The organism is Pedobacter sp., assembly GCF_965279535.1.
Classification (GTDB): Bacteria; Bacteroidota; Bacteroidia; order Sphingobacteriales; family Sphingobacteriaceae; genus Pedobacter.
In genome coordinates this window covers 4,742,434-4,766,269 of sequence record NZ_OZ257244.1, presented here as the reverse complement: position 1 = coordinate 4,766,269, position 23,836 = coordinate 4,742,434, and the positions used below count along the sequence as shown (strand labels likewise).

The 23,836-nt window shown below is 46.2% G+C and carries 25 protein-coding genes; 8 read left to right on the top strand and 17 right to left on the bottom strand.

Going from position 1 to position 23,836, the window contains the following annotated elements:
* Window positions 1-27 precede the first annotated feature (27 nt).
* From traM to ACQY77_RS19800, 13 genes are all read right to left on the bottom strand, one after another.
* Window positions 28-1,083 carry a conjugative transposon protein TraM gene (gene traM, locus ACQY77_RS19860; protein WP_421940582.1) on the bottom strand — a complete coding sequence of 352 codons (1,056 nt, stop codon included), beginning with the start codon at window positions 1,081-1,083 and terminating at the stop codon, window positions 28-30.
* A 16-nt stretch (window positions 1,084-1,099) separates the two neighbouring features.
* The gene (locus ACQY77_RS19855; protein WP_421940583.1) at window positions 1,100-1,294 is read right to left on the bottom strand and encodes a hypothetical protein; all 195 of its coding nucleotides are present in this window, start codon (window positions 1,292-1,294) and stop codon (window positions 1,100-1,102) included.
* 4 nt (window positions 1,295-1,298) lie between these two features.
* On the bottom strand, window positions 1,299-1,913 hold the full coding sequence (traK, locus tag ACQY77_RS19850) for a conjugative transposon protein TraK (RefSeq protein ID WP_421940584.1): 615 nt from the start codon (window positions 1,911-1,913) through the stop codon (window positions 1,299-1,301).
* Window positions 1,914-1,923: 10 nt separating this feature from the next.
* Window positions 1,924-3,135 (bottom strand): conjugative transposon protein TraJ, encoded by a 1,212-nt coding sequence (gene traJ, locus ACQY77_RS19845; RefSeq protein WP_421940585.1) that lies wholly within the window; start codon window positions 3,133-3,135, stop codon window positions 1,924-1,926.
* Between the two features lie 11 nt (window positions 3,136-3,146).
* Window positions 3,147-3,785 carry a TerB family tellurite resistance protein gene (locus tag ACQY77_RS19840; protein ID WP_421940586.1) on the bottom strand — a complete coding sequence of 213 codons (639 nt, stop codon included), beginning with the start codon at window positions 3,783-3,785 and terminating at the stop codon, window positions 3,147-3,149.
* Window positions 3,775-4,416 (bottom strand): hypothetical protein, encoded by a 642-nt coding sequence (locus tag ACQY77_RS19835; RefSeq protein ID WP_421940587.1) that lies wholly within the window; start codon window positions 4,414-4,416, stop codon window positions 3,775-3,777. The genes ACQY77_RS19840 and ACQY77_RS19835 overlap by 11 nt, the downstream gene beginning before the upstream one ends.
* Window positions 4,406-5,191: a conjugal transfer protein TraI gene (locus tag ACQY77_RS19830; protein WP_421940588.1), complete on the bottom strand. Its 786-nt coding sequence runs from the start codon at window positions 5,189-5,191 to the stop codon at window positions 4,406-4,408. Before ACQY77_RS19830 ends, ACQY77_RS19835 begins: the two co-directional genes overlap by 11 nt.
* A gap of 9 nt (window positions 5,192-5,200) precedes the next feature.
* On the bottom strand, window positions 5,201-5,569 hold the full coding sequence (locus ACQY77_RS19825; protein WP_421940589.1) for a hypothetical protein: 369 nt from the start codon (window positions 5,567-5,569) through the stop codon (window positions 5,201-5,203).
* A gap of 11 nt (window positions 5,570-5,580) precedes the next feature.
* Entirely contained in the window at window positions 5,581-8,052 is a 2,472-nt protein-coding gene (locus ACQY77_RS19820) for a TraG family conjugative transposon ATPase (RefSeq protein ID WP_421940590.1), read from the bottom strand.
* Window positions 8,053-8,062: 10 nt separating this feature from the next.
* Window positions 8,063-8,398, bottom strand: coding sequence for a DUF4133 domain-containing protein (locus tag ACQY77_RS19815; RefSeq protein ID WP_421940591.1), 336 nt, complete (start codon window positions 8,396-8,398; stop codon window positions 8,063-8,065).
* Between the two features lie 2 nt (window positions 8,399-8,400).
* A complete protein-coding gene (locus ACQY77_RS19810) occupies window positions 8,401-8,781 on the bottom strand; it encodes a DUF4134 domain-containing protein (protein WP_421940592.1) in 381 nt (126 codons plus the stop codon).
* Window positions 8,772-9,281 (bottom strand): hypothetical protein, encoded by a 510-nt coding sequence (locus tag ACQY77_RS19805; RefSeq protein WP_421940593.1) that lies wholly within the window; start codon window positions 9,279-9,281, stop codon window positions 8,772-8,774. The genes ACQY77_RS19810 and ACQY77_RS19805 overlap by 10 nt, the downstream gene beginning before the upstream one ends.
* Before the next feature lie 126 nt (window positions 9,282-9,407).
* Entirely contained in the window at window positions 9,408-10,280 is an 873-nt protein-coding gene (locus ACQY77_RS19800) for an RteC domain-containing protein (RefSeq protein ID WP_421940594.1), read from the bottom strand.
* Window positions 10,281-10,465: 185 nt separating this feature from the next.
* Between ACQY77_RS19800 and ACQY77_RS19795 the strand changes: the two genes are divergently transcribed.
* Genes ACQY77_RS19795 through ACQY77_RS19785 form a run of 3 tightly spaced genes read left to right on the top strand, consistent with a single transcriptional unit; the run spans window position 10,466 to window position 12,856 of the window.
* Window positions 10,466-11,122, top strand: a complete 657-nt coding sequence (locus tag ACQY77_RS19795) for a Crp/Fnr family transcriptional regulator (protein ID WP_421940595.1) — start codon at window positions 10,466-10,468, stop codon at window positions 11,120-11,122.
* Window positions 11,119-12,519: a hypothetical protein gene (locus ACQY77_RS19790; protein ID WP_421940596.1), complete on the top strand. Its 1,401-nt coding sequence runs from the start codon at window positions 11,119-11,121 to the stop codon at window positions 12,517-12,519. The genes ACQY77_RS19795 and ACQY77_RS19790 overlap by 4 nt, the downstream gene beginning before the upstream one ends.
* 7 nt (window positions 12,520-12,526) lie before the next feature.
* Window positions 12,527-12,856, top strand: coding sequence for a hypothetical protein (locus ACQY77_RS19785; protein WP_421940597.1), 330 nt, complete (start codon window positions 12,527-12,529; stop codon window positions 12,854-12,856).
* A 285-nt stretch (window positions 12,857-13,141) separates the two neighbouring features.
* On the opposite strand, the gene ACQY77_RS19780 is transcribed toward ACQY77_RS19785, so the two are convergent.
* A complete protein-coding gene (locus ACQY77_RS19780; protein ID WP_421940598.1) occupies window positions 13,142-13,384 on the bottom strand; it encodes a helix-turn-helix domain-containing protein in 243 nt (80 codons plus the stop codon).
* A 728-nt stretch (window positions 13,385-14,112) separates the two neighbouring features.
* Between ACQY77_RS19780 and ACQY77_RS19775 the strand changes: the two genes are divergently transcribed.
* The 3 genes from ACQY77_RS19775 to ACQY77_RS19765 are packed head-to-tail and all read left to right on the top strand — an operon-like array spanning window position 14,113 to window position 19,798.
* Window positions 14,113-17,094, top strand: a complete 2,982-nt coding sequence (locus tag ACQY77_RS19775; RefSeq protein ID WP_421940599.1) for a SusC/RagA family TonB-linked outer membrane protein — start codon at window positions 14,113-14,115, stop codon at window positions 17,092-17,094.
* A gap of 3 nt (window positions 17,095-17,097) precedes the next feature.
* Window positions 17,098-18,456 (top strand): RagB/SusD family nutrient uptake outer membrane protein, encoded by a 1,359-nt coding sequence (locus ACQY77_RS19770; protein WP_421940600.1) that lies wholly within the window; start codon window positions 17,098-17,100, stop codon window positions 18,454-18,456.
* Window positions 18,443-19,798, top strand: a complete 1,356-nt coding sequence (locus tag ACQY77_RS19765) for a TlpA family protein disulfide reductase (RefSeq protein ID WP_421940601.1) — start codon at window positions 18,443-18,445, stop codon at window positions 19,796-19,798. The genes ACQY77_RS19770 and ACQY77_RS19765 overlap by 14 nt, the downstream gene beginning before the upstream one ends.
* 80 nt (window positions 19,799-19,878) lie before the next feature.
* Here the strand turns inward: ACQY77_RS19765 and ACQY77_RS19760 are convergent, their stop codons facing one another.
* From ACQY77_RS19760 to ACQY77_RS19750, 3 genes are all read right to left on the bottom strand, one after another.
* A complete protein-coding gene (locus ACQY77_RS19760; protein ID WP_421940602.1) occupies window positions 19,879-20,154 on the bottom strand; it encodes a hypothetical protein in 276 nt (91 codons plus the stop codon).
* A gap of 30 nt (window positions 20,155-20,184) precedes the next feature.
* Window positions 20,185-20,649 carry a MauE/DoxX family redox-associated membrane protein gene (locus ACQY77_RS19755; protein ID WP_421940603.1) on the bottom strand — a complete coding sequence of 155 codons (465 nt, stop codon included), beginning with the start codon at window positions 20,647-20,649 and terminating at the stop codon, window positions 20,185-20,187.
* A gap of 113 nt (window positions 20,650-20,762) precedes the next feature.
* A complete protein-coding gene (locus ACQY77_RS19750) occupies window positions 20,763-21,365 on the bottom strand; it encodes a Crp/Fnr family transcriptional regulator (protein WP_421940604.1) in 603 nt (200 codons plus the stop codon).
* A 365-nt stretch (window positions 21,366-21,730) separates the two neighbouring features.
* Here ACQY77_RS19750 and ACQY77_RS19745 point away from each other — a divergent pair, with 365 nt between their 5' ends.
* Window positions 21,731-22,471, top strand: a complete 741-nt coding sequence (locus ACQY77_RS19745) for a LytR/AlgR family response regulator transcription factor (protein ID WP_421940605.1) — start codon at window positions 21,731-21,733, stop codon at window positions 22,469-22,471.
* 249 nt (window positions 22,472-22,720) lie between these two features.
* Window positions 22,721-23,749 carry a sensor histidine kinase gene (locus ACQY77_RS19740; RefSeq protein ID WP_421940606.1) on the top strand — a complete coding sequence of 343 codons (1,029 nt, stop codon included), beginning with the start codon at window positions 22,721-22,723 and terminating at the stop codon, window positions 23,747-23,749.
* Window positions 23,750-23,836 lie beyond the last annotated feature (87 nt).

The following is a 23,836-nucleotide window of genomic DNA, read 5'->3' as shown; positions in this document are numbered from 1 at the left end:
TTTTATGGTGAATGATTAACTGTACGTTCAGTGCCCCTTATCTTCCTTCTGATTATTGCGCAGCAATACCTTTTCCCCCGCCTTGAGCCTGATCCGCACCTGCCTCACCTTTTTTGAAAAAAGGCCCTTTGCCGCATCTATCCCGGCACCTGCTACCTGTAGCCCTACTGACTGATCCATGCCAAGGAGCTGTAAACTGCTTACCGCATCATCAGCGCCACCTGAAACGGCACTGTTGACTACCGCATCGGGTGCCTCCAACCCCTTGATCCCATCCAGGCTATATAGCGACAGGTCAACCGGGATAATATGATTATCCATGCGGATGGTTTTGATGTCCACGAGCAATCTTTGATTGGTGAGGTTACAGAGCCCGAAAATTTCCTGCCCTTTGGGAAAGCGGACCCCGCTGATAGAGACTGTATCGCTCAGCACCAGCTTAAGCACAGCCCCCTGCACCAGCGTCTGCTTTTTAGCGATCGTGGCAGGAATGGCTTTGAAACGTTCTTCGGGCGCGGCATTGACTTTCTCCAGGTAAGCATCGCGGACACGCTGGGGATGCTGGATGTCGAGTACCTTTTCCAGCATCCCGCTGAGCTGCTTCATTTCAGCATCATCGTTGCTATTCCCCTGCATGCCCGACATCAGCGTTTCCAGCCGGTCCACTTCAGCGTTCCTGGCGGAAAATCTAACTGGCCGGCTGGACTGATTCACCTCCGGGCTGCTTTGTAAAGGTGCGTTGAGCTGCTGATGAAGCGCTTGGAGCTTCAGCTCAATTTCTGCAGCGGGATCGTCTTTGGCTTCCGGGTGAAAACCTAAGCGCTCCGCGATCTGATCAAGGCCCGAACTGCCCATCCTGGCAGAATCCTGGTCACTTTGATCATAAATTCCCATTTTATCGCCGGGCTTTTGCTTTGAAAAAGCTGCATCGGGTAATGTCGTATTAATGCCTGCTTGTCTGGTGATCCCAGGTGCTCCGCTACCCCCGCCCATGGCATAAAATGCCAGCGCGGCGAAAGGCAGAATAAGCACCGGAAGGAACAGCATAACTTTTCTGCTGTTCCTGATTTTTCGATTGTCCATTTCGTATTGTTATTATTTAGATTTTTCCTATAATGAGCAGCACAAGCATGCCGGCACATAGCGTACAAAAGGCTGCGAGGATAGCCATCTGCGCAGTTTTAGAGAGATCATGGCATTTACCATTCAGCCAGGAAGCTATTATTTTCTGCATGGCTAAAAACCTGTCATTCAGGGCAACCATCTCCTTGCTGCAGTTTTGATTGTTTTTCATCTGGTTATGGTTTTAGCGGTTCATCATAATTTTCGAGCGTCTGCCAGCGCTGGATCAAAAACCCGTGGGGGTTATTATCCGAGCGGGACACATTTCGCAGGTTGCCAGCGGTAACGAGCTTTCGGGTAACCGTGGAAGATGCCCGGATCAGCCGCTGGGTAGCGAAGCACTTGAAAGCATAGGGATATTGATTGAGGTCCAGCTGGATACTGTCCAGGGCAATCTCCTGGGAAATATTGGCTGAAATCAGGTTATTGAAATAGCCCTGCTCCTTCAGGTTATCATAAGCTTTTTTAGCGCTCTCATCAGCCAGGTTCAAGGCGGAAGAAATGTTGGCCTGGATCACCTTTTCATCGGGATCCAGCGAGAAAAAATAGTGGTGGAACATTTTGATGTGGTCCCTGATCTCTACCCCGATATTCTCCTTTCGCTCGGCGGCAAAGGCCTCCAGTGCTTTCCCATTGGCCAGGATATACACCTTTTTACCTGCACTGGAAGCCATCTCAAAGCCTTTATATATAGCAAAGGCTGAGATCACCGTACAGGCCAGGATTAAAAAAAGACTAAAGCGCTTAATGTGACTAAAGGCGGTATCAATATTTTTGAACTGTGTAAACATGATCATTCTTTTAAGTATGCTTTCCTGAAATCTTCTGTTTTTGGTGACTGTTCTGGTCAGTAAAATAATCTCCCTGGGCTGCGCTGGCATAGCCCTGGGACTGCATCCTCGCCTGGTCGCCCAGTGCATCGGCCGCCATCCCCCCTGCTGCAAGGCCGGCGTTCACGCCCGCTCTGGGCGCAGCTATGACCATGGAATTGACCTTACTTAGCACCGCATTCCCTCCCCCTGCATGCACAATGAAACTGGCTACACTGGGCACAGAAAAATAGCCGACAATGCCAATGATCAAAAAGACGAGATAAGCGGTATCCGTGGAGGAAAAAAAAGTGTCCCCCTGGGCTTCGATCTGGGAAAGGTCGACTTTGAGCATGTTTTCCTGGATTTTTCCCAGGATGCTGCCAAAAATATTGGCAATGGGCAGCCAGAGAAAAATATTGACGTAGCGTGCCAGCCATACCGTGACGGTTTGCTGAAAGCCATCAAATACCGCAAAACCCAGTACCAGTGGACCCAGAATAGCCAAAACAATCAGAAAAAACGTGCGTATGGTATTGATGCAAAGAGATGCCGCGGCATACAGCACCTCCAGTACTTCCTTTAGCCAGCTTTTGATGGAGTTACGCAGGTTATAACTTTGCTTTTCCATCCAGAACTGCATGCTGTTCCCCAGGCCATCGAGAAAAGTCTCATCATTCCTTTGCGGATCATTGGGATGGGTGTACTTATACCATTTATCGCTATCGCCCTGACCGGTGTCTCCGACATACATCTGCCAGTTTTTAGACCGTTTGATCGCCTGCTCTTTTACTTTAAGCAACCGCTCTATGGCGATATTACTGTCAGAAACCATTGCCCCGGTTGCGGAAACTGTTGGCTGAAGTACGCCATTGATGATCCCCAATACCGCCGGGAAAAGCATGATGCATAATCCGAGCGCAAATGGCCTCATCAGCGGATAAAAATCAATGGGCTCTGCTGCCGCGATCTGGCGCCAGACGCGGCTGGCAATATACCATAGCGCAGCAAAGCCGGCTATCCCCCTGGCAACGTCAATCAACCTGGAACTCAAGGGAATCATTTCCTGATAGACCTTGCCGAGTACCGACTGCATACCCGAGAGTTCTCCAGCGAGTCCCTGGGCAAAAAGTACCTGGGGAAGCAGAAAAAAGGCAAAGCCAAGCCCTGATCCCTTTAAAAGGGAGTGAAACAAATTTTTCATAATAAAAATGATTAGTGGTTAATAAGCAGGTTCTCCAGACTATGCAGATCGGCCTTTGCCGCCTTTCGCTGCTCCATTAACAGCGCAGCATCCCTGTTAAAGGACCGTAAAAAAATGAGCTTATCCGAGCTGTCTTCATACAGACGGTCAATCGCCTGTAGCCGCTGCTCATCATTCATGCGCAGGGTGCTGGCGGTGATCACCATCGTGAGCTCATACAGATTATACAGGCTCTGGGAAAGCAGCGAAGCATAAACCCTGCCGAGGTAACTCATTTCCCGGGGAATAAATACCCCCGAGGATTTAAAGCTCCGGAGTTTCAGTTGGTATTCGGTAACCATATCTTTCTGGGCGGTGAGGATATCCCCTATGCGGTGGTACTTTCTTACTTCCGGGCTCACCAGCATCAGCCCGTCGATGAAGACCTGATGGAGGGAATAATTCCCCTGGGAGATGTCCTTCACCATATTATACCCTTTGGAAAGAACCCTATATCCCTTTTTCATGTCCCTAAGGATATTCTTCAGCTGGCTCAGTTTTTCTACATTCAGCATGAGCTGCTGCGCTTCGTGGGATTGCGAAAAAGCTTTTATACTGGCACTAAACACCAGCAACGCAATCAAATAAAGCCTGAAGATGCTAGTTTTCATATATGTCCTCCATTTCTTTGATACCTCTGATTTCCTGTGCCCTGTCACGCTCCAGAGATTGCAGGAGCAGCGAAAACCGGGATGTAAAAATTCGCTTTTGCTGCATGTCCAAATAGAGCTGATCGATGCGGGACAGCCTTTCTTCATCACTAAGCTCCAGCCGGCCGGAGCTGATCACCAGTAGCAGATCTTCCAGATTGCTGAGGCAATCCACTAGAAGGCCCGTTGAAACCTGATCAATGTATCTCCGGTTATCATCACTCAGGTTCCCTAGATGGCGAAAGCTAGCGCAAGTGCTGCTAATGGCTAACTGCATTTCGATGATCTCAGCGATCCTGACATTCTTTTTGATGGCCGGACTCACCGTTTTGAGTGAGCTGAAGAAGGCGCCATGAAGATCCAGTTCTCCCCTGCCGGCATCTTTGATCAAGTCCAGCCCGGAGGAGCCAATTTCATAGCCCTTTTTGAGATATCCGGCATAGAGTTTCAATGCAGCCAATTGTTCCAGGAGATATTTTTTCTGGGTCTTTTTCTGGGCAAACCATTCCGGCCAGGTCTGCGCCTGAAGCGGACTGGCAGACCAGGCCATCACTATCACGACCCCCAGCAGGACCGCTCTTTTAATGCACATCGTAAATCTCCTTTAATTTAGCTACCTCCTCCAGTGAATTTGCCCGCTGTATGCTCAGGGAAATATTGCTGGCGTTGTACTGCCTGAGATCCGCATAGTTTTCCTCCATTTTTTCGGCCGCTGCATTGATAATTTCCAGCCTTCCGGCATCGCTCATCTGGGTTTTGAAGGAATTGACCACCAGTAACACCTGGTCCAGATTTTTCACGCTTTCCTCCAGTATCCGCAGGTATACCTTCTGCATTTCATCAAGCTCTGCCCCTGAAAAATGCCGGTCTTTCTGGAATAACCCAAAGGCCCATTTGTATTCATCCACGATAGCGATCTGTTTGGTGGTCAGCTCTTTGATGCGTTTATAATAAGTGATGGCAGATTTTACTTTCCAAAGCGAGGTATAGTATTCCTGATAAAGTGATTTTTGCTTATCTGTCCAGTCTGCAATTTCGGTGAGCTTCAATTTAGAAAGCTGGTTTTCCAACACCTTTTGGGCATTTTGCAACCAGATGGTTTCATTTTGAAGCCGCTGTACTTTAAGGTCGACTGCGCGGATGACTTTTTTCACCCCTGCTTTAATCACCTCCAGTACCGCAATCTGGGCACTGGCCCCTTTGGGCAGGCTCACGCAGATGGTCAGGGCGCTGACCGGGAGAATTACCATATAACTTTTCATAAGGCTTTTAATTTTGTTCAGCAGCCATCCCGCTTTTCTTGCGGGATGGGCTAAACTGTTTCTGATGGTGGTACCTGGCCAGATACCGGTGTGAAGAGATCTCATGGGAATAATTTATTTTTTAGCGTATTTTCTTTTACCGATCTGCAGGTATCCCGAATCGGGATAAAGTGTGATCAGCTTTCCTTTTCGGGTTTCCATTAAAGTTTGGGTGGAAGCGTCATATATGGCGTTCCATTCTTCCCTTTCATACTGGCGTTTACCGAGTTGCCCGTTGCGGATCAGGTTATATCCTGTGCGCCGGTGGAGCAGCACGTTATTGTTTTCCGCGGGCTCAACGATGAGCGTATCGTCCGCGGTACTCAGCTCTCCTGTAGCTGAAGAGGTAAAAGTCCCTTGCAAGAAAGCCTTTGATTTATCCCGCTGGCAGGCGGAGCATGCCAGCAGCAGCACGAGGGTAAAAAGATTGAAGTAAGTTTTCATAGATTTTAGGTTTAATGATTAGTGGATTGATTTCTGATTTCATGGGCAAGCGCGGCGATCCCTTTTTGCATGCTGCCAAAACGCACCGCATATTCGCTTACCTGAAGCTTTTCTTTTTCCTCGGTTGTATAGGCGAGATATTCCTCTATCGAAACTTCGGTGCGGTAGACCTGGCTGTGCTGGCCACCAAGGGAAATGAATACCTCTTTATATTTTTTAGCGGGATCATTGGCGCGGTTCAGCGAAAGGATCTGTGCACGTTCTTTTTCCGTCAGCCCCAACAGTTCCTGAATGCAGTCAAACCTGTTCTGGTACTTGCTCTGATCAAGCAGGATTTTACAGTCCGCGTTATTGATAATGGCCTGCTTCACTACGGGAGAGGAAATAATATCTTCGACTTCCTGGGTCACCACTACCGCCTCGCCAAAGAATTTGCGGACGGTTTTGAAGAGGTACTTGATGTATTCTGCCATCCCCTCTTTGGCGATAGCCTTCCAGCATTCTTCAATGAGGATCATCTTGCGAATTCCTTTAAGCTTTCTCATTTTAGAAATGAATACTTCCATGATGATGAGCGTAACGGCGGGAAAAAGTATAGGATGGTCTTTGATCGCATCCAGCTCAAAAACGATAAAGCGCTCAGAGAGTAAATCCAGCTGGCTGGTCGCATTGAGCAGGTAATCAAATTCCCCGCCCCTGTAGTAAGGCCTGAGCACATATAAAAAGCTGTTGATATCGAAATGCTTTTCCCGGACATTATTTTCCTCCAGTACCCTGAGGTATTCACCCGAGAGAAACTCATAGAAGGAATTAAAGCAGGGAAAAATATCGGGATGGGATTCCAGGTGCTTAAAATACAAGGTCAAACTATTTGAAAAGCCCACATATTCCGGGCGGGTAAAAGTCTCTCCTTCTTTTTTGGACAAGGCCAGCAGCAAGGTTTTAATCGATTCCTTTTTTTCAGTATCCAGTGAATCTCCCGGGGCCAGGTAAAAGGGGTTAAAAGCAATCGGGCTGGATTCACTGTAGGTAAAATAGTAACCATCCAGCAGTTCGCACAACCCTTTATAGCTGTGCCCGACATCCACCAGCAATACGTGCGTGCCCTGCTCATAGTAACTTCTGACCATGTGGTTGGTGAAAAAGGATTTCCCCGATCCCGAAGGCCCGAGAATAAACTTGTTCCGGTTGGTAGTGAAGCCCTTAAACATGGGTTCATCGGATATATCCACGTGTATCGGCCTGCCGGATAATCGTTCGCCCAGGCGCATACCAAAAGCCGATCGGGAATCCCGGTAATGGCTTTCCAGGTTAAGAAAACAGGCCGCCTGCTCTAAAAAGGTATCAAAGGTGTCATTCATCGGAAAATCAGCTTCATTGCCAGGCAGGCCAGCAAACCAGATCTGCGCCTGGCCATCTGTTTCGCGCTTGGCTACCGCATCCATTGCAGCCATGGCTGAGCCCACCTTATTCTTAATGTCCAGCTGGGCAGCAGAGGTATCAGACCAGGCCATAACGTTCAGGTGGGATTTGACCGGCAATCGACCTAAAGCCACCGCTTCATTTAAAAAATCATTCACCGCATCCCGGGAAATGGCATTTTCACGCGAATAGCCGGAAAGGGACTGCAGGCGAAGTTTTTTGGCTTCCAGCCGCTTAACCGTCTTTTGCGTGTCGCCGATAAACACATACTGGTTGAAGATGTGGTTACAATCCAGCAACTGCCCCAGCGGGCTGGCAAAACCTATACTGAATTTCGAGCGGTCTGTGGAGTAAGGCTCATAATTGATGCGGCTCCCGCAGAAAGCGGGCAGTTCAGCCAGATCCGAAAGAGTATAAATTTCCAGCTGTTTTTCACCCACGCGTATTTCATCGCGAATATGGATATCCCTGATAATGGGCATATCCTGCTCACCGAGCAAAAAACAATACCGTTCTAGTATACCCGCTTTATTGGAAGTTCCGGCAAGGGCATCATTGTCCAGCCTGTTAAGCTGAACAAATCCCGAGTCTTCCAGGATCCGGCGGAACTGCCCGGCTTTATCCAGGAAATCACCTACTATGGTAGGATTGATGGTTTGAGGCGGAACAAGGCTTTTGCGCAACAGCCCGGAGCTGGCGGAACTGGAATCCTTTCTGCCCGCAGCCTTGAAAGTCAGGAAAATATAGCAGCTGTGAACGGTGCTGGGGCGGGCATTAAAAAAGCGTTCACTGGCCCGGGAAAGAAAGTCGGTTCCCGCGCGGTCAAAGTCCGCACGAAAGGTTTCGGATAAAAACCAGTCCTGCTTGTGAAAGATGCTGTGCTGGGGCAATACCCTAATCGCCTTTACCCAGGCCTGGTGATAGCTGTCATAATCGCGGTCGGCAAGCGAAAATATTTCCGGCAAAGTAGCCTGGTAAGCAATGGTGATATCCCCCTGAAAAGATAAAATGAAATCGTGTTCGATTTTATAAACAGGCAGTATGTTTACGGCTTCAGTCATGATGGTAGCATTATTTAAAATGGTTTACAGGATATTTCAGACCGGTGAAGATCCTTCTCGAAGAAAAACGCAAGTATCGGGGCAAGGCCCTTTTTGCGAAAAACTTCATCAGCCCATGCTCGCCAAAGCGGCGGCTCAGGCGAAAAGTGAGCACAAAGAGTGCGCTCCCCAGAATAATGATCACCGGCAATAAAACCAGCAGGCCCAGTCCGGATATATAAAGGATAGCAAAGGCGAGTAACAGCAGCACCAGCCCAATGGCCAGGTAGGCAATGTACTGCGCTTTAAGCCCTTTGAATACAATGGGTTTAGATACCCCCTTATTGATCTGAAAAAGGCTGGCCATAACTAGATCCCAAAAAAAGACTTTAACACCGTAGCCACCACCACTAAAAATATACAGCTCCCAAACCAGGCCGCAGCAACTTTATTGGTATCGGACTCCCCGGCATTCCATTTATTGAACACCTTGATCGCCCCGATAATCCCTACAACGGCCCCGATAGCATACATCAGGTCACACCCGGTATCAAAATACCCTTTAACCTTATTCGTTGCTTCCTGTATCCCCGCATTACCATCCTGGGCCAGAGCAAAAGCCGGAACGGTTAGAAGGAGGATCAGCAAGACCCGGTTAATTTTTTTCGTTTTGAGCGGCACATTTTTTCTGCCGCTTTTAATCCAGTTATATCTCATCGTAATAGCTTTAGCATGAATGATTAATCCCATAAATTTTCGAGTTCTTCCAAAGTGACCGCAAAAGGCGCATGCTCACGGATATATTCATTGATCCGGCCGATATTGGGGCTGGACCCGATACGCCCGTACTTCTCGCTGATCATCCCGGACATCGCAAAGAAATCCTGCTTGGTTCCATCCTCTTTGGCCAGGATTGCAAATATTTCTTTAATTTCTTCCAGCACATCCGCCACCAAGCCAATCTGCTCAGCCCTGGAATCTTCCTCCCCCACTGAAAAGCTGATCGAGCTCATGCTCAGCACTTCAAGGCCTTCCGTGAGCCTGGCTTTACCCATCACCTCCGGCACCTCGGTTTCATAACCCTGACCGCTGTTTACACTATCCTGAAAAGATACAGGCGGACCTGCGCGATGGCCATCTCCCGGAAAACGGACCTTCCTAAAAGAAATAAGATAAACGCCGCAGTACCACAGGGCACTGAGTGATGCATAAAGGACTAAGAAATGCGTCCAGGAGAATAACTTTAACATAACATTTTATTTTGAGGGCAGCCGCTGCATTGCGAGCTCCCGGAAGACAAAATTGGGAATACAAGCGCTCGCCTTTGCAGTACTACGCACGTAATACCGTACGATTGATTCAAAAAACCTTCAGGACTAATAACCATACCGCGAGCGCTGATCTTCAGGGATCCAGACATCACTGTCCTCGATACGCTTGGCCACCAGTTTTTGCATTTCATCCAGGTAGCGGGTCTTGCTCATGCTTTTGCGCCGCTTGATATCGGCAAAGCGCTTAAAATAGCTGGATACATTCACCTGGAAAGTCTGCCCAAAAAATTCCATCAACTCGCTGAGCGTAATCTTACCCTCGTTAACCTGGGCAGTTTCATAAACCCCGTAAACCAGCTCAACGATATTCACCGCCTCCCCCGTCCAGCGCAGCTTTTTTGCCTGATCACTACCCGGACCAGCGGCTCCGGAATGCATTTGGATGCTATCTTTCAGGTATACCAATAGCCGCTCATATGCGATAAACTTGGAAAACAGGTAATCCGCCACAGTTGAAAAAGACGGATCAACATCCGGCACCTCTGCATATCCCGCAGGATGCGCAGCGTGTGATCGGATAAAATACTGATTATCCAGATCGCTTGCCCCCAGCCGGTAATACTCATACAGAAAAGAATTCTGACGGAAAAACCGTTCGATGAAGACCAGTTGAGATTCCAGGTAAGCCTGTTGCTTCCCTTTATCAAATCGCGGCATATTGTTTTCGATGGCATAACGTTCAGTCAAAAAAATGAGCATCGAATAAATCCTGGGCTTTCCTGTTTTGAAAAAATCGATCTCCTCCGCATCACCCGAAAATCCCATTCTGGCAAGTTCAATCCGCAAAGTTCCAAGCGCCTTCTGGACAAGCGCCAAACCAGCCCTGAGGCGTTCCAGTCCATCACTGATTTCTTCAATTTCGGGCAAGTCCTGTAGTAGCTGCCCATGCAGCTTTTCTGATAGTTTTTTCAGCTTCATAGCAATAAGATTTAGGTTAGATTATACTGAGCAGCAATAATGAAGATGATGAAACAGACAAAACATCCGATACCACACAATAAAACAAGTAGTTTTAGCGTTACACAATTGTATCCATTTCCGACAGGACAATATTAGTCTACTTAAAGCTGCGAAGGTTTGATTTCGATCACAATCGACAGTGAATGAGAAATAATAAAAACGTAGAGGCCGACCTTCTGGAAACATTGGGCTTTATTGTGCCCCTGCCCCAGCCATTACAGGAGCGCGTAAAAAAAGAGGCGCTTATCCAGGAATTCTCCAAAAAGCAGGTACTATTGCGTCCGGGTGAAACCTCCAGAAGACTCTACTTCATCCGTCAAGGATTCTTAAGAGCCTATTTCATCGACAACTCCGGCAAAGAATGCACGACCTGGTTTATGGGAAAAGGAGACCTGATGATATCAGTATACAGTTTTTTCACCCAGAAACCCGCGCACGAATACATTGAGGTACTGCAGGATAGCAAGCTGCAATCACTTACATGGAATGAGCTAAATGCCTACTACGCGGACTTTCCCCAGGGCAATCTGTTAGGCAGGATATTTACCGAAAAATACTACATACTAAGTGAAGAACGTGCCATCTTCCTCAGGACCCAGACGCCCGAACTAAGGTACAGACAGCTCATGGAAAGACATCCGGAAATCGAGCAACAGACAACCCTGACCAACATCGCCAGTTACTTAGGAATAAGCCGCGAAACTCTGAGCCGGGTTCGCTCTCGACAGGCTAAGTTGTGCTTCCAGTCACAAAACCAGTCCAATACTAACCCCGACTTTTTCCCAACCAAGGCCCTATGAAAATGAAAAATGTCATTTTACTATTCTTAATAATAGTAACGTCGGCCTGCACAAAAGACCAGTCCGAAAGTGAAGATCAACCAGCAACAGCGCTCAGTTCTTCCCCGGCACTTAGCATTGAAGAAGCTAAAACCTACGTGGAATCCAAACGCCTCAGTGATTCCTCAGGTATCAACAATCTAAAAATCGACTGGAGCACTGCCAGGGCAAATGGAAAACGTTGGGTAATCCCGCTTGAAGGTCAGCCTGTCTACCAGAACTATAAACAGGGATACAGAGAACTATCTATCATCAGGAATCCAGAAAACCAGAAAATATATGCACGAATCCTGGAAGTCGTCCCTGAGGCAATCTATTTGCAGCAACATCAGAAAAGTACCCCGGAGACATTTACAGGAAGAGTATTTGAATATGATCTGAATTACCGCTTAAAAGGCGGAAGGCTTTACAGCGGAGGAAAACAAGTGGGCAATATCAAACAACTCACTGAATCAGAAATCCTCAAAAATGGCAGTAAGGGTATCGGCCATAACAACACATTCAATAATGCGCAGGGAAAAGTGATGAGGCTAATGGCCACCCAGTCCTGTCACTGGGTACAGGACAGTTATGTCGATGCGAACGGGGATCTGACCATTCACTCTACCCAGATCTGCTTCACCAGTTTTTACGATAGCTATGGAGGATCAGGCGGCGGAGGTTATGATGGTGTTGGGGGCGACTATCCGGGACGCGGCACAGGCGGAGGTGCAGGAGGACAGACCGGTTCTTCTGCACCTCCAGCTCCCTCCAACCTTCCAGGAGAATACAATAACGTCGTAAATCCAAAAAAGATGATGGACTGTTTTTCCCAGATTACTAGTCCTAATGCGGCATTTGTGGTGAGAGTTTACGTAGTGGAACCGCAACCCGGAACATCTTTCAACGTAGGAGCTAACAGCTTTGGCCATGTCGCCATTTCATTGACCAAAAGCGCTGGAAATTCGACCATAACTCAGACAATCGGCTTCTACCCAACAGGAACAGGTCTGGACAAACTTTCTTCGAAATCACAAATTTTGAACAACGGCTACCTTGAATATAATATGAGTTCAACTTACTTTGTTTCTGCTGAAAGTTTTCAAAATGTGATTGATTATATTAGCAATCCACCAACCGATTATCATTTCACAGACTTCAATTGTACTGCATTTGTTTATAATGCGGGTAAAGCGGGTGGAATTTCTTTACCAGACCCAACTACTCAGATAGGTCTCTCAGGACCTGGGGGCGCAGGGTTGGCCATGACGCCGGCGGGAATGGCAAGTGCTTTGAGAGAGCAAAAATTAAATAATCCGAATCTTGATATTAACGAAAGCGGAGGCCAAATGGCTGCCAGCAAAGGTGAATGCAAATAGAAACACTATGAAAAAATCAAAAAAAATTCTCTTGATAGCAATCTTCATAATTGTAATCAGTAACCTCCCACCCGTGTATTACTTTATAGGAGAGAACTATCATTACCAAAATTATGATGGGAGCTTTTCTTTCACAGAACAACCGGGTACAGGACAAAACTTCACGGTTGCGAAAGCGATGTTTAAGGATTTTATTCGAGATAAAAAGCAAATTAAACAGGATGTTTTATTTAGGACATTCACTATAAAACCTTGGAAGTTTTGGGAATGGTGGCAGATGGTAAATGGCTTTGACCGATTCAAACTCGCTTATATGACTACCAGGCAGAACAAGTGAAATGATTTCTCGAATACAAATTCATTCAATGACGTGACTCGTGAAATAATGCTGATGGATAGAAAGGTACTCCAGGCTTTCTATCGGAAGGGGTATTCACTTGAGATTCTCTATCAAAGAATCAGGTTCTATCAAGCATCTATAGGGAAGCTTTGATTAATAGAGCAATTTTATAGGAATAAGAAGAGATTGGAACGACTTGTCCTGACACTTGCGATATGATAGATCATCTAGTCCAGTGTGATTGTGCATCATTTGCAGTTTTACCGCTACATTAATTCTAATTTAGTTCTCTAGTTCAAGTTCATCAAAACTAACTAATTCTGAAATAGAAATATCTAAGGCTCTTGATAACTGAACGAGGGAAAGCAATGTGGGATTAATTTTTCCATCGACATATCTCTTTATGTCACTATGCTCTAAATCACATTTCGCAGCAATCTGCCTATAGGACATCTTTTTGTTTTTTTTTATTTGTTCTAGATTTCGACCAAATGCTAATAAAATTTCTGAGGAATCATCGTTCATACTCTTTACTTTCGAGAAAGTTCTCAGAAAAATTCTTTTTAAATGTTGTGTTATAACACAACATTCGTTATATTTGATTAATAATTAAGGTATTAAAGAGTCTCGCTTGCTAAATTTCGACAAATGCAAATGAACGAGGCAATAGATTAATGCCTATGGCGATATTTTGTGTATTTTCGTACACGCTATAGCGCTATGGGCTCTATTGTAATTCCGTTTCATGGGCCGTCGAAAGCCTAGCAAGGCGGTTAATAGAGCCCGCTATAGCTCTTTAACCTAAGACTCGTTGAAAATATACGGGCAATGGAAAATCTAAAAATCAGTAATCTTGCTAAGTGTTGCGTCCGCAATGGAGCTCCTACGCCCTTTGCGGGACATCTGATTTTCCCTTCTCCCCGTAATTGTCCCTTTGATCGAATGTTCGCACTTAAGCCGAAAAATCCGGTATAGAGAAAATGAAGCCCTGCCTCAAAAGACGAAATATCTTTTATAATGGTTAAGAGCCAGGGCTTTGTATTTCAACTTGCCGAGAAACCCAACAGCTAACCTAGACATGCTCACCCGGACCAAATATTCCCTTATCCTAATCATCTGTCCCCCGGAATAACCTATTGCCAGGCGGGGAAACCTATTCTTACGGTTAATGAATTTCCAACGGTGGAACCGCTCTGGCTTTTTGCCTAGCCACTAACCATGGCCATATCATTTTACTAACCATATAAACAGACATGAAAAATTCACGATTGTTCATCGTCCTGGCCATGCTATGCTTTGTCCTCAAAGGCTACGCACAGACCGGGACCATACAGGGGAAGGTATCCATCGGACCGCCGGATTCCCCGCTGCCCGGAGCGACCGTGCGCATAAAAAACAGCTCATCCATCACATCTACAGACAACGACGGCAGATTCACTTTGACCACAGCACTCAAAGAAGGCATACTGCAGATTAGTTACACCGGTTATAGGACTGCTGAAATTTCTTTTAAAAATCCCGGCCCCGAAATTAATATCATCCTCAAAGAAGAGAAGGGAGAGCTTGAGGAAGTTGTGGTGATCGGCTACGGGGAGACCACTAAAAAACTTAACACCGGAAGCGTGGCCTCCATTTCAGCCAAACAGATCGCGGATCAGCCTGTGACCAATGTACTTTCCGCCCTTTCAGGAAGGATGCCCGGTGTATTTGTGCAGACAAGCAATGGTCTACCCGGAGGGAATATCAATATTCAAATCCGTGGAAAGGGCTCTATAACATCAGGCACCAGTCCGCTTTACGTTATTGATGGGATACCTTTCGACAACAGCCCCGCTAACCAATCAGGAACGATTATGGTACAGAACAGCATCGCTGGAACCTTTAGCCCTATAAGCACGATCAATCCCGCTGATATCGAATCGGTTTCGATACTAAAAGATGCTGATGCCACTGCAATTTACGGAAGCAGGGGTGCTAATGGCGTCGTGATGATTACTACAAAAAAGGGAGCCTCAGGAAACACCTCTATCGATATCAATGTACTTAGTGGTGTCAACACAGTCTCCCAAAAGCCATCTTTACTCACCTTTGAACAGTACCTCCTAATGCGACGCGAGGCATACGCTAACGATGGTCTTATCCCCACTGCCGACCCGCTTTCCCCGAACTACGCTCCGGACCTGACAGTGTGGAGCCAAAACGTAGAGCAAAACTGGGTTGATGGGATATTCGGAAAAACTGCGGGATTCAGCGAAGTGCAGGCACGGGTTTCAGGGGGGAAGGGAACGACCACATTTTCGGCAAATGTTAGCCATCATAGGGAAGGTACTGTGCTTGCAGGAGAGAATAAATTTCAGCGTAGCAGTTTACACCTGCAGATCAATCACCAATCTGAAGACGGACGGCTGAGATTTGCAGCCTCCAGTCAGATTGGAATGCAGGATAACGACATGGCCAACCCAACCGCTGGAATTAATTCTTCATTCCTGTTAGCACCGAATTATCCACTTTATCTCGCCGACGGTAGCTACAATTGGTTCCTGGGAAACTTTGATGCGATGCTGAATGCGAGAAACCGTTCCCGCGTCGACAATACCGTAACTTCCCTTACCCTACTGTACCAGGCTGCTAAAGGGTTAAGTCTAAAATTATCAGGAGGCTATAGCGGAAATACAAATGAGCAGACGTTAATCTTCCCCAGTAGCTCACTGCGGCCGGGCGCGGCTAATTATACCGATTTCGGAAAATCGAACTCCTTTTCCTATATCACAGAACCACAGGCAGAGTATCAGCTGTACAGTGGTAGATCTAAATTTACCCTGCTGGCTGGCGGAACCCTGCAATACCGAAAGTCAAAAAACCAGGTTATCCAGGCAGGAAATTATCGAGTAGAATCATTGATGGAGGATCTGGCTTCTGCAGGAACAATCGATAGCAGATATAGCATCGATCTGCCTTACCGGTTTGCCTCAGTTTTTGCAAGGGGAACCTATAGTTTTTCGGGGACTTACCTATTGAACGCAACTTTTCGCCGCGATGGATCTTCAAGGTTTGGACCAGGAAACCGCTACGGTAATTTCGGTTCGATCGGTGCGGCTTGGATTTTCTCAGAGCTAAAGTACATCAAAACGCTGCTTCCTTTTTTGAGCCACGGTAAGCTCCGGGCGAGTTACGGGAGTACCGGGAACGACCAAATTCAGGATTATCAGTTTGCCTCGACCTACAGCAGTCCTGGTACGGCTTTATATCAGGACCAGGCCATTATCCGCCCCAGCCGTATCAGCAATACAGATTTCAAATGGGAGACCACCAAAAAGTTTGATATCGCGCTGGAACTGGGATTTTTTTCTGATAGGGTTTTCTTATCAGCTGATTACTATCTCAACCGCAGCGCTGACCAACTGGTTAATTATACGCTCCCGCAGATGACTGGCTTCTCGAGCTATCAAGCTAACCTGCCGGCCGTAGTTCGCAACAGTGGTTTGGAACTGGCACTGGAGGCCAAGCTCATTTCCAAAAAAGGATTTAGATGGAACAGCAGCTTTAACCTTACCCTACCCCGGAACAAGCTGGAATCCTTTGAGAATTTCGCAACTTCTAGCTACGCAGCACAATATGAGCTTGGCTATGATATTACCCGGATCCGGGGATACTGGTATCTGGGACCAGATCCAAAGACCGGCAAGGCTGTCTACGCAGATCAGAATGGAAATCCTTCCGCTACGCCCTATCAAAACCATACGCTTGGAAAAACAACACCAGATTTCTTCGGGGGCCTTTCCAATTCGTTTGTGATAGGAAATCTTAGCCTGGACATTCTTGCACAGTTTGTCAGCCAGCAGGGAACGGGGAGCTTACTTTATACCCCGGGGAACTTCACCTATAACAACTTTGCCATTGCAGCGGACCGCTGGAGAGAGCCAGGTGGCGCAGGAAGCTTCCCAAAGGCAACCACAGTATTTGATTTCAACCTAACAGGGTCATCAGGCAATATATTTGACACTTCCTACCTGCGGATCAAAAACATTGCCCTTTCCTATCAATTGCCCGAGCGGGTATTGAAATCCATAGGCATAAAAACCTTCAGTATCTACGGTCAGGTGCAGAATGCGATAACCTTTTGGAACAAAGAGATCCCGCTACTGGACCCAGAAACCGGTGGTAGCAGCTCTGCCGCAACCCGAAATTTTCCCACGCTGAGAACATTTGTGATCGGCTTACAGATAAAACTATAAGATATGAAAATCAACTATTTAACAGTATTTTTAATACTGCTTTTGACATGGATGAGTTCCTGTAAAAAAGCGGTAGAGATCCCTGATTCAAAAAATCAGATAGACGCTAAAGCGGTATTCTCCGACAGCACGCTCTCGACCGCTGCGCTGCTTTCAGTTTATTCACTGTTTGCAACCAATATCCACAATGGGAGTAAATTCTTAAGCCTTTACTGCGATGACTGTATCCATACAGCTCCGGGAACTGGAACCTCGCTATTGCAGTTCAATCAGAGTGTGCTCTCGACCAATAATCCTGACAACGCTGCCCTCTGGGCGGCGCTTTATTCTGCGATTTACCAGAGTAATGCCCTGATTGCCGCCATGGAATCACCAATTGGCGTATCAAAAGGTGCCGCGGAACAAATTTCCGCAGAAGCCAGATTCTTGAGAGCTTTTGCTTATTTGTATCTCGTACAGCTCTATGACCATGTTCCCCTGATATTGACTACCGAAGTAGAGATTAACAGAACTGCTGGACAGGCAAACCGGGACGAAGTTATAGAACAAGTGATCTCAGACCTTTCTCTTGCCAAGGCTATACTTCCAGTGACATATATTGGCAACGGAAAGGTAAGAGCAAACAAATGGGCAGCTGTAGCTTTGTTATCGCGTGCCTTTCTTCTTAAGGAAGACTGGATCGGTGCAGAAACTGAATCCGACCAAATAATCTCCTCGGGCAACTATCTTCCGCTCCCCAAACCCGAGGATGTATTTCTTGCCGGCAGCATAGAAGCAGTTTTACAATTTTGGAATCAGAATGGGTTTATCTCAGACGCCACTGCAGTGCTACCCTCTTCAGTTTCTGTAGTTCCCCCCTATGTAGTCAGGCCGGAAACGCTCGCCAGCTTTGAAAACAACGACGGGAGAAAGAGTAAATGGATAGGCACGAACATCAATGCCTCATTAGCTTATAATTATCCCGCGAAATACCGCAATCGTGCTACAGGATCAACAAGACCGGAGTATTCGACCGCATTGAGGATCTCCGAGCAATTCTTGATTCGTGCTGAAGCCCGTGCCCACTTGAATAAAGGGCTTGAAGCGATAGCAGACCTTAATATCATCAGGGCAAGGGCAAGCCTCAGCCCGCTCCCGTCTACCCTTTCCACTCAGGAGACGCTGGCAGCAGTGGCGAGAGAAAGAAGGACAGAATTGCTTGGTGAATGGGGACACCGTTTTTTCGACCTGAAAAGGTGGGGTATTATTAATACAGTAATGGCTTTAATTAAGCCGGGCTGGCGCAGTACTGCAAGAGCTTTCCCTATTCCATTAAACGAAACAATTTACAACACCAATCTGATACAAAATGAAGGATATTAAAAATTTGCTAGCAACCGTGTGTCTTGTGTTTTGCGGCGTTTTCCACTCATGGGCGCAGCAGCCCCTTAAAATCGGAGACCGGATCCCGGACATCATGCTCCGTGGCATTATGGGTAAAAATCATCAAGAGATCAAGCTCAGCCAACTGCTGGATAGGGATCTTCTGTTAATCGACTTCTGGTTCACCTCCTGCATTCCTTGTCTAAAAGAAATGAGATTATTAGATTCTCTCGGCAAAAAACACCCAGAAAAATTCCGTACTGTTATGGTCACCTACCAGAGCGAGCAGGAAATCCGGAATTTTCTGAATTGGCAAACCAACAGTGATCTCAAAAAAGCGAACTTATTCCTGGTTACCGGAGATACGGTCCTGCGCAAAATGTTCCCTCATCGCTCTGCCCCACATAACATCTGGATAGACCGTAGCGGCACAGTTCGTGCGATCACTGGTACAGAGGAAGTGAACGAGGACAACATTCTTAGTTTTGGCAAAAATGGAACAACGGAAATGAAAACAAAGTCTGACAACTTTGATTTTGCCCCAGAAGAAGTTTTTCATCAGGGCGACAAGAACTTTCTAACCCGCTCCATCATTTCGCCCTACATTCCTGGAATCGAAGAGGGAACGACCCTTGCTGCAGGAAATGCCAAAATAGGCTATCGAAGGTTTTCGGCTTATAATAGCCCATTGATCTATATATACTGGAAAGCATATAGCGGATTTGTTTCCGGACCACGCATGCAGCTAATCGAGGTATCCACCACAGATTCACTAAGATTGTTCAATCCTCAGGGCTTTCCCCACCTCTACCAATATTCGAAATTTACCAGTCTGGAAGCGTATAAACAGCATCACACCTATAATTATAATCTTGATCTTTTCAAGCCAGTCAGATTAGAGCAGATCCGCAAACGTATATTTGATGATCTCGAGCTTCAGTTTGGTATCAAGGCAGAAATACAGCTGCGGGATACCCGTTGTATGGTTGTAAGCGGCAAGCCTAGAAAGCATACACGCAGAAGCCTAACAAGCGACACTGTGGGGAGCATCCGAAAAGTCTCCGGCAACCGGGTGGAAGTTATAAATTCCAAAATCAGTGATATCCTGGATTACATCTGGAGAGGGTACGGCCATAAACAAGTTCCCTATCCTTTCGTGGTGGAAATTGCAGCAAAGGACAACTATCGCTTTGATCTGGTATTGGATTTCTCTAATGAACTCACTGATTCACGACCGAATATCTCTGCAGCTATGTACTACAAACTTTTGCAGGAGATGGGTTTTCGCTTCAATGAGCGAAGCCGAAAATACCCTAAGCTTATCCTTCACGACCCGGGATGAAATATCAACGCAGAACCATAATGTAATAGGTACGAATAATGAAATTAAGGCTGCCCGGGCTGTCCGGACAGCCTTAATTTTTACTGATAATAACGATCAATGGTCACACTTGGATCCGATACGAGCTCGCCGTGTGCACAGAGATCCTGGGTAGGAGTCGTAGGGCACTCGCTGAAAGAATTTTCATCTCCCGGGATATTTGTGCCGGTTGGATTGCCGCTTTCATCATACTTTGTCCAGGTATAGGCAGCCAGTTTTTTACCTGTCACCATAGTTTTGATGTTCGAGGCAAACACCCCACTTACGCTGGCCAATAAGGCAAAGGCGAATACGCCTTTTTTTAGATTTGTTTTCATCTTGGTAAAGATTAAAGTTTAAGAAATTGGTTATTTATATACTCCGCGGTGAATATGCTTATTGAAAGACACTAGATATGGCAGCAAAAATGGAATAAAGGACAGCAGTATGAAAACAGCGTTAAAGATCAGATGCTCTTTCCATCTCAGCTGGGAGATGAGACCACCACAGGTACAGGGCAACTCGCGCCCGGAAAGTAGCATACCGGTGATATAAATCTCAAATACTATTAGCAGAATGCCCGAAACTATGAGGGCTATCCGGCGTGACTTGGGCAGTAGCAGCAACACTGCCAGTAACAGCTCAAACATGGGAAGCCCCCAGGCCAATAAAGGTGCAGCACGTTGCAAAAGCCCAACAGGCATAAGCTCAAGCTGCTGGGTGAAACGCTCCAGGCCAACAAGCTTGGAAAGACCGGCATATGTCCATAACATGACCAGCATTACTGATGGCAGGAAACTAAAAGGGGGTGTAGCCTGTGAAAAAATCTTCATACCTGGTTAAATTGGTCAGATCTAAATTCGGCAAACGTCAGGCACAAACCCCCGACAGCCATCGCTAATTTATCAGACATTCGTCGTAAAAACATCCGATACCCCCCTAAGCCCTAGCGTTTGATCAGCTGTTTCCTTAACCGTCCGAGGGTATCAGGTGCCATCCCCATAAACTCGGACACATGGCGCAGCTTGACCCTGCCCCAGAGCTGATCGAGCAAAGTTTGTTCGCTCAGGTACCGCTGCATTGCGTTCAGCGCATGTGACTCCTCACCGTGCCTTTTGCGGAGCCTGGAATAGTAGCCCCGTACCTTTTCGCTTAGCAGTTGGACTTCAAGGAACCCCTGTTGGAGTAATTTGAAATCCGTGTACGACAGGCAGACAACCTGGCTTTTATCCAATAGTTGGATCCCTCGATAAGATGGTTCCTGTGCAAAGAAAGCCGAATCATCGAAAAGAAAGCCATCGGCCGTCCAGAACCAACTTGTCTTTTCTTCCAGGGTTATAGGGTCTTCCCTGAATTCCCTGGCAAGCCCCGACAGCAGAAACCAGACGACATGTTGAACCTGCCCGACATTAAGCAGTAGCTTATTTGCTGGGATCGACACCTCCCCAAGGGCATCTTTCAGTTCAATCTTGAGCTGAACGCTCAAAGGCATAAAGCCTTCCAGAACGGTTATGAGTCTTTCAAAAGATCCATCACTGATTGGTTGCATAACAGAGAGTGTTGTGGCACAGCTCAGCCATCGGTCATTGGCTTTTCAATAGTAGTCTTTAAGATCCAAGGAGAAAGCGAGCCTATAGAAATGCGAACCGGCATCGAAAGCAAAAACATTGTTTAAATGGGATTAAAAAAGACAAAGGAGCAAAAGCTCCCCTGCCTGTATCCGAGGACAATTGGTCCATTTAAAGAACGATGGCTGAAATGACCGGTTAATGATTATTTCCGGTTCCAATGTATTCTTCTCCAATTTGCTTGCTTCATTTTTTATACAAGCTATACAAAATTTTATACATGACATACATCAACGTATGATTAATTTGAAATTTATTCCGATTTTGTTTAATTTGCCAGCCACCTATGAAAATCGAAAAACTAACGAATCGCAAAATCACCTGCATTCTGATAGATGATGAGCCACATGCACTTTCAGAACTCGGGGAAATTTTGCAAATGATCCCCATGGTCGATGTGATGGGTTCATTTTCTAATGCGAGGGATGCCTTGGGATTTCTGCAGATTGCAAAACCAGTGGATGTGATATTTTCTGATATCCAAATGCCAATGATTAATGGTATTGAGGCTGGAAAACATTTCCGCGCTTATTGTAAGCACCTGGTTTACGTGACTGCCTATAGAGATTTTGCCCTCGAGGCCATCAGGGTGAAAGTTACCGGATATATCCTTAAGCCTGTAAAATATACGGAGGTTTTGGATATGGTCAACCAGATCATGACCGCTCTGGATGAAGAAAGCAGAAAACTGCAAAAAGAGGACTATCTTGTCTTTAAGGGAGAAGCGAAGCACCATTTTTTCAAAGTGATGACCAGGGACATCCTGTATTTCGAAGGCATGGCGAATTATGTGATCATCCATACCCCGCAAGGAAACAAGATGACCTATAAATTATTGAAAGACATTGAGGAGGAATTCAGCGCCAAAAACATCTTTGTGCGAATCTCAAAGCGAATAGTGATATCCCTATTGCACTTTGATAGCATTGATGGCCACATGCTGTACCTGGATAACAGGGACCATTTCCCGGTGGGGCTTCCCTACCAGCAGAAATTTTACAGCATGCTCTCTCAGCAGCTTGGGTAAATGGTCATTACAACCTCATCCGCCCGGTAGTGGGATCGGTAACAGTCGAGGTACCGGTAAGTGAAGTTGTTGGATCACCTGTTGAAGATACTGTGCGCCGAACATGGGACTTGTAGATGAAAAGGGTCTTTTTTTTCAGGCCCGGGAACTTTGAATTTTTCATGGCTTAATCATTTTGATGGCCAATGTTACCCTGGTTGCCATGGGCACACACTTTTATTATAAATGCTTAGGATAATATTATAGATCATGGAGAAACTGAATATCAAAAAGGTCCTGATACATCTGCTCTGCTGGGTGACGCTAATTTTCTTTGAAGTAATCGTGGTAGCCATCCATAACCAGCGGTTTAGCTCCTTTCTGTTCTACCTGCTATTTTATACTTTGAACTGTTGCCTGTTTTATTTTCATGCACTCGTTACGATGCGGTGGATACACGGGCCCAAAAGGAATATCTGGATTTTTAGTCTTTCGTTGTTTTTGGAGCTAGCAGTATACCTCCTGTGTTCGATCTTCTTTACCTATATACTCAGTCCGAGCGGTAACGTCGCCAGGCATCTTAATCAAATCTATTTTGCAGACGTTTTTATACGCGGTGGTTGGTTCATAGCTTACGGAACGGGCTACTCCTATTTCAGGGCATACCTGCAGGAACAGAATGCTAAAGCAAAAAAGGCGATTGAACATGCAGAAGTGCAGGCGCAACTGGTCGCGGCGGAAAAAGCCTACCTGCGGGCACAGTTAAATCCGCATATCCTTTTTAATACCTTTAGTTTCGTAAAATATGCAGTAAAGAAAAACCCCGCACAGGCCGTGGAAGCTGTTCAGGAGCTGTCAGACATCATATCTTACGCACTTGATTCCGGAAAGCGCGACTATGTCCCGATTTGTATGGAGACCGAGCAAATCAAAAAAATCCTCAAACTCAATCAGCTCCGGTTCGAATCCAGATTGAACACAACGCTCGACCTCGATATCAAGGATAAAGAGGCACCGGTGATCCCACTACTTTTACTGACATTAGTAGAAAATGTATTCAAGCACGGTGAGGTGCTTGATCCCGCTCAAACTTCTCTGATTGAGATAAAGGTGACTGAAGATCGAATATCATTTCGCTCGGAGAATGCAGTTTCTCCAATCCCATTAGACCATTCTTCCGGGTCAGGAATTAAAAATATTAGAGAAAGACTAGAAAAATATTATCCCCAAAAACATGCCTTTCGTTATTGGAGTGAAAACAACGTGTTTTCCGTTTTTCTCGAGATATACAGATTTTAGCCCGTGTATTTTAACATTCATATGCGATTGAATAAGTATATCTCGCCATTATTCTCCCTGTCCGCCGATCATAAGAATCTTCTCTAG

What these genes read in the sequence shown, in the direction of transcription:
- ACQY77_RS19740 (WP_421940606.1), top strand. Translation starts at nt 22,721, where the DNA reads ATGGAGAAACTGAATATCAAAAAGGTCCTGATACATCTGCTCTGCTGG.
- ACQY77_RS19745 (WP_421940605.1), top strand. Translation starts at nt 21,731, where the DNA reads ATGAAAATCGAAAAACTAACGAATCGCAAAATCACCTGCATTCTGATA.
- ACQY77_RS19835 (WP_421940587.1), bottom strand. Translation starts at nt 4,416, where the DNA reads ATGTGCATTAAAAGAGCGGTCCTGCTGGGGGTCGTGATAGTGATGGCC.
- ACQY77_RS19810 (WP_421940592.1), bottom strand. Translation starts at nt 8,781, where the DNA reads ATGGGATTAATCATTCATGCTAAAGCTATTACGATGAGATATAACTGG.
- traK (WP_421940584.1), bottom strand. Translation starts at nt 1,913, where the DNA reads ATGTTTACACAGTTCAAAAATATTGATACCGCCTTTAGTCACATTAAG.
- ACQY77_RS19855 (WP_421940583.1), bottom strand. Translation starts at nt 1,294, where the DNA reads ATGAAAAACAATCAAAACTGCAGCAAGGAGATGGTTGCCCTGAATGAC.
- ACQY77_RS19780 (WP_421940598.1), bottom strand. Translation starts at nt 13,384, where the DNA reads ATGAACGATGATTCCTCAGAAATTTTATTAGCATTTGGTCGAAATCTA.
- ACQY77_RS19820 (WP_421940590.1), bottom strand. Translation starts at nt 8,052, where the DNA reads ATGACTGAAGCCGTAAACATACTGCCTGTTTATAAAATCGAACACGAT.
- ACQY77_RS19795 (WP_421940595.1), top strand. Translation starts at nt 10,466, where the DNA reads ATGAGAAATAATAAAAACGTAGAGGCCGACCTTCTGGAAACATTGGGC.
- ACQY77_RS19790 (WP_421940596.1), top strand. Translation starts at nt 11,119, where the DNA reads ATGAAAATGAAAAATGTCATTTTACTATTCTTAATAATAGTAACGTCG.
- ACQY77_RS19805 (WP_421940593.1), bottom strand. Translation starts at nt 9,281, where the DNA reads ATGTTAAAGTTATTCTCCTGGACGCATTTCTTAGTCCTTTATGCATCA.
- traM (WP_421940582.1), bottom strand. Translation starts at nt 1,083, where the DNA reads ATGGACAATCGAAAAATCAGGAACAGCAGAAAAGTTATGCTGTTCCTT.
- ACQY77_RS19770 (WP_421940600.1), top strand. Translation starts at nt 17,098, where the DNA reads ATGAAAATCAACTATTTAACAGTATTTTTAATACTGCTTTTGACATGG.
- ACQY77_RS19755 (WP_421940603.1), bottom strand. Translation starts at nt 20,649, where the DNA reads ATGAAGATTTTTTCACAGGCTACACCCCCTTTTAGTTTCCTGCCATCA.
- ACQY77_RS19800 (WP_421940594.1), bottom strand. Translation starts at nt 10,280, where the DNA reads ATGAAGCTGAAAAAACTATCAGAAAAGCTGCATGGGCAGCTACTACAG.
- ACQY77_RS19815 (WP_421940591.1), bottom strand. Translation starts at nt 8,398, where the DNA reads ATGGCCAGCCTTTTTCAGATCAATAAGGGGGTATCTAAACCCATTGTA.
- traJ (WP_421940585.1), bottom strand. Translation starts at nt 3,135, where the DNA reads ATGAAAAATTTGTTTCACTCCCTTTTAAAGGGATCAGGGCTTGGCTTT.
- ACQY77_RS19825 (WP_421940589.1), bottom strand. Translation starts at nt 5,569, where the DNA reads ATGAAAACTTACTTCAATCTTTTTACCCTCGTGCTGCTGCTGGCATGC.
- ACQY77_RS19760 (WP_421940602.1), bottom strand. Translation starts at nt 20,154, where the DNA reads ATGAAAACAAATCTAAAAAAAGGCGTATTCGCCTTTGCCTTATTGGCC.
- ACQY77_RS19765 (WP_421940601.1), top strand. Translation starts at nt 18,443, where the DNA reads ATGAAGGATATTAAAAATTTGCTAGCAACCGTGTGTCTTGTGTTTTGC.
- ACQY77_RS19750 (WP_421940604.1), bottom strand. Translation starts at nt 21,365, where the DNA reads ATGCAACCAATCAGTGATGGATCTTTTGAAAGACTCATAACCGTTCTG.
- ACQY77_RS19840 (WP_421940586.1), bottom strand. Translation starts at nt 3,785, where the DNA reads ATGAAAACTAGCATCTTCAGGCTTTATTTGATTGCGTTGCTGGTGTTT.
- ACQY77_RS19830 (WP_421940588.1), bottom strand. Translation starts at nt 5,191, where the DNA reads ATGAGATCTCTTCACACCGGTATCTGGCCAGGTACCACCATCAGAAAC.
- ACQY77_RS19775 (WP_421940599.1), top strand. Translation starts at nt 14,113, where the DNA reads ATGAAAAATTCACGATTGTTCATCGTCCTGGCCATGCTATGCTTTGTC.
- ACQY77_RS19785 (WP_421940597.1), top strand. Translation starts at nt 12,527, where the DNA reads ATGAAAAAATCAAAAAAAATTCTCTTGATAGCAATCTTCATAATTGTA.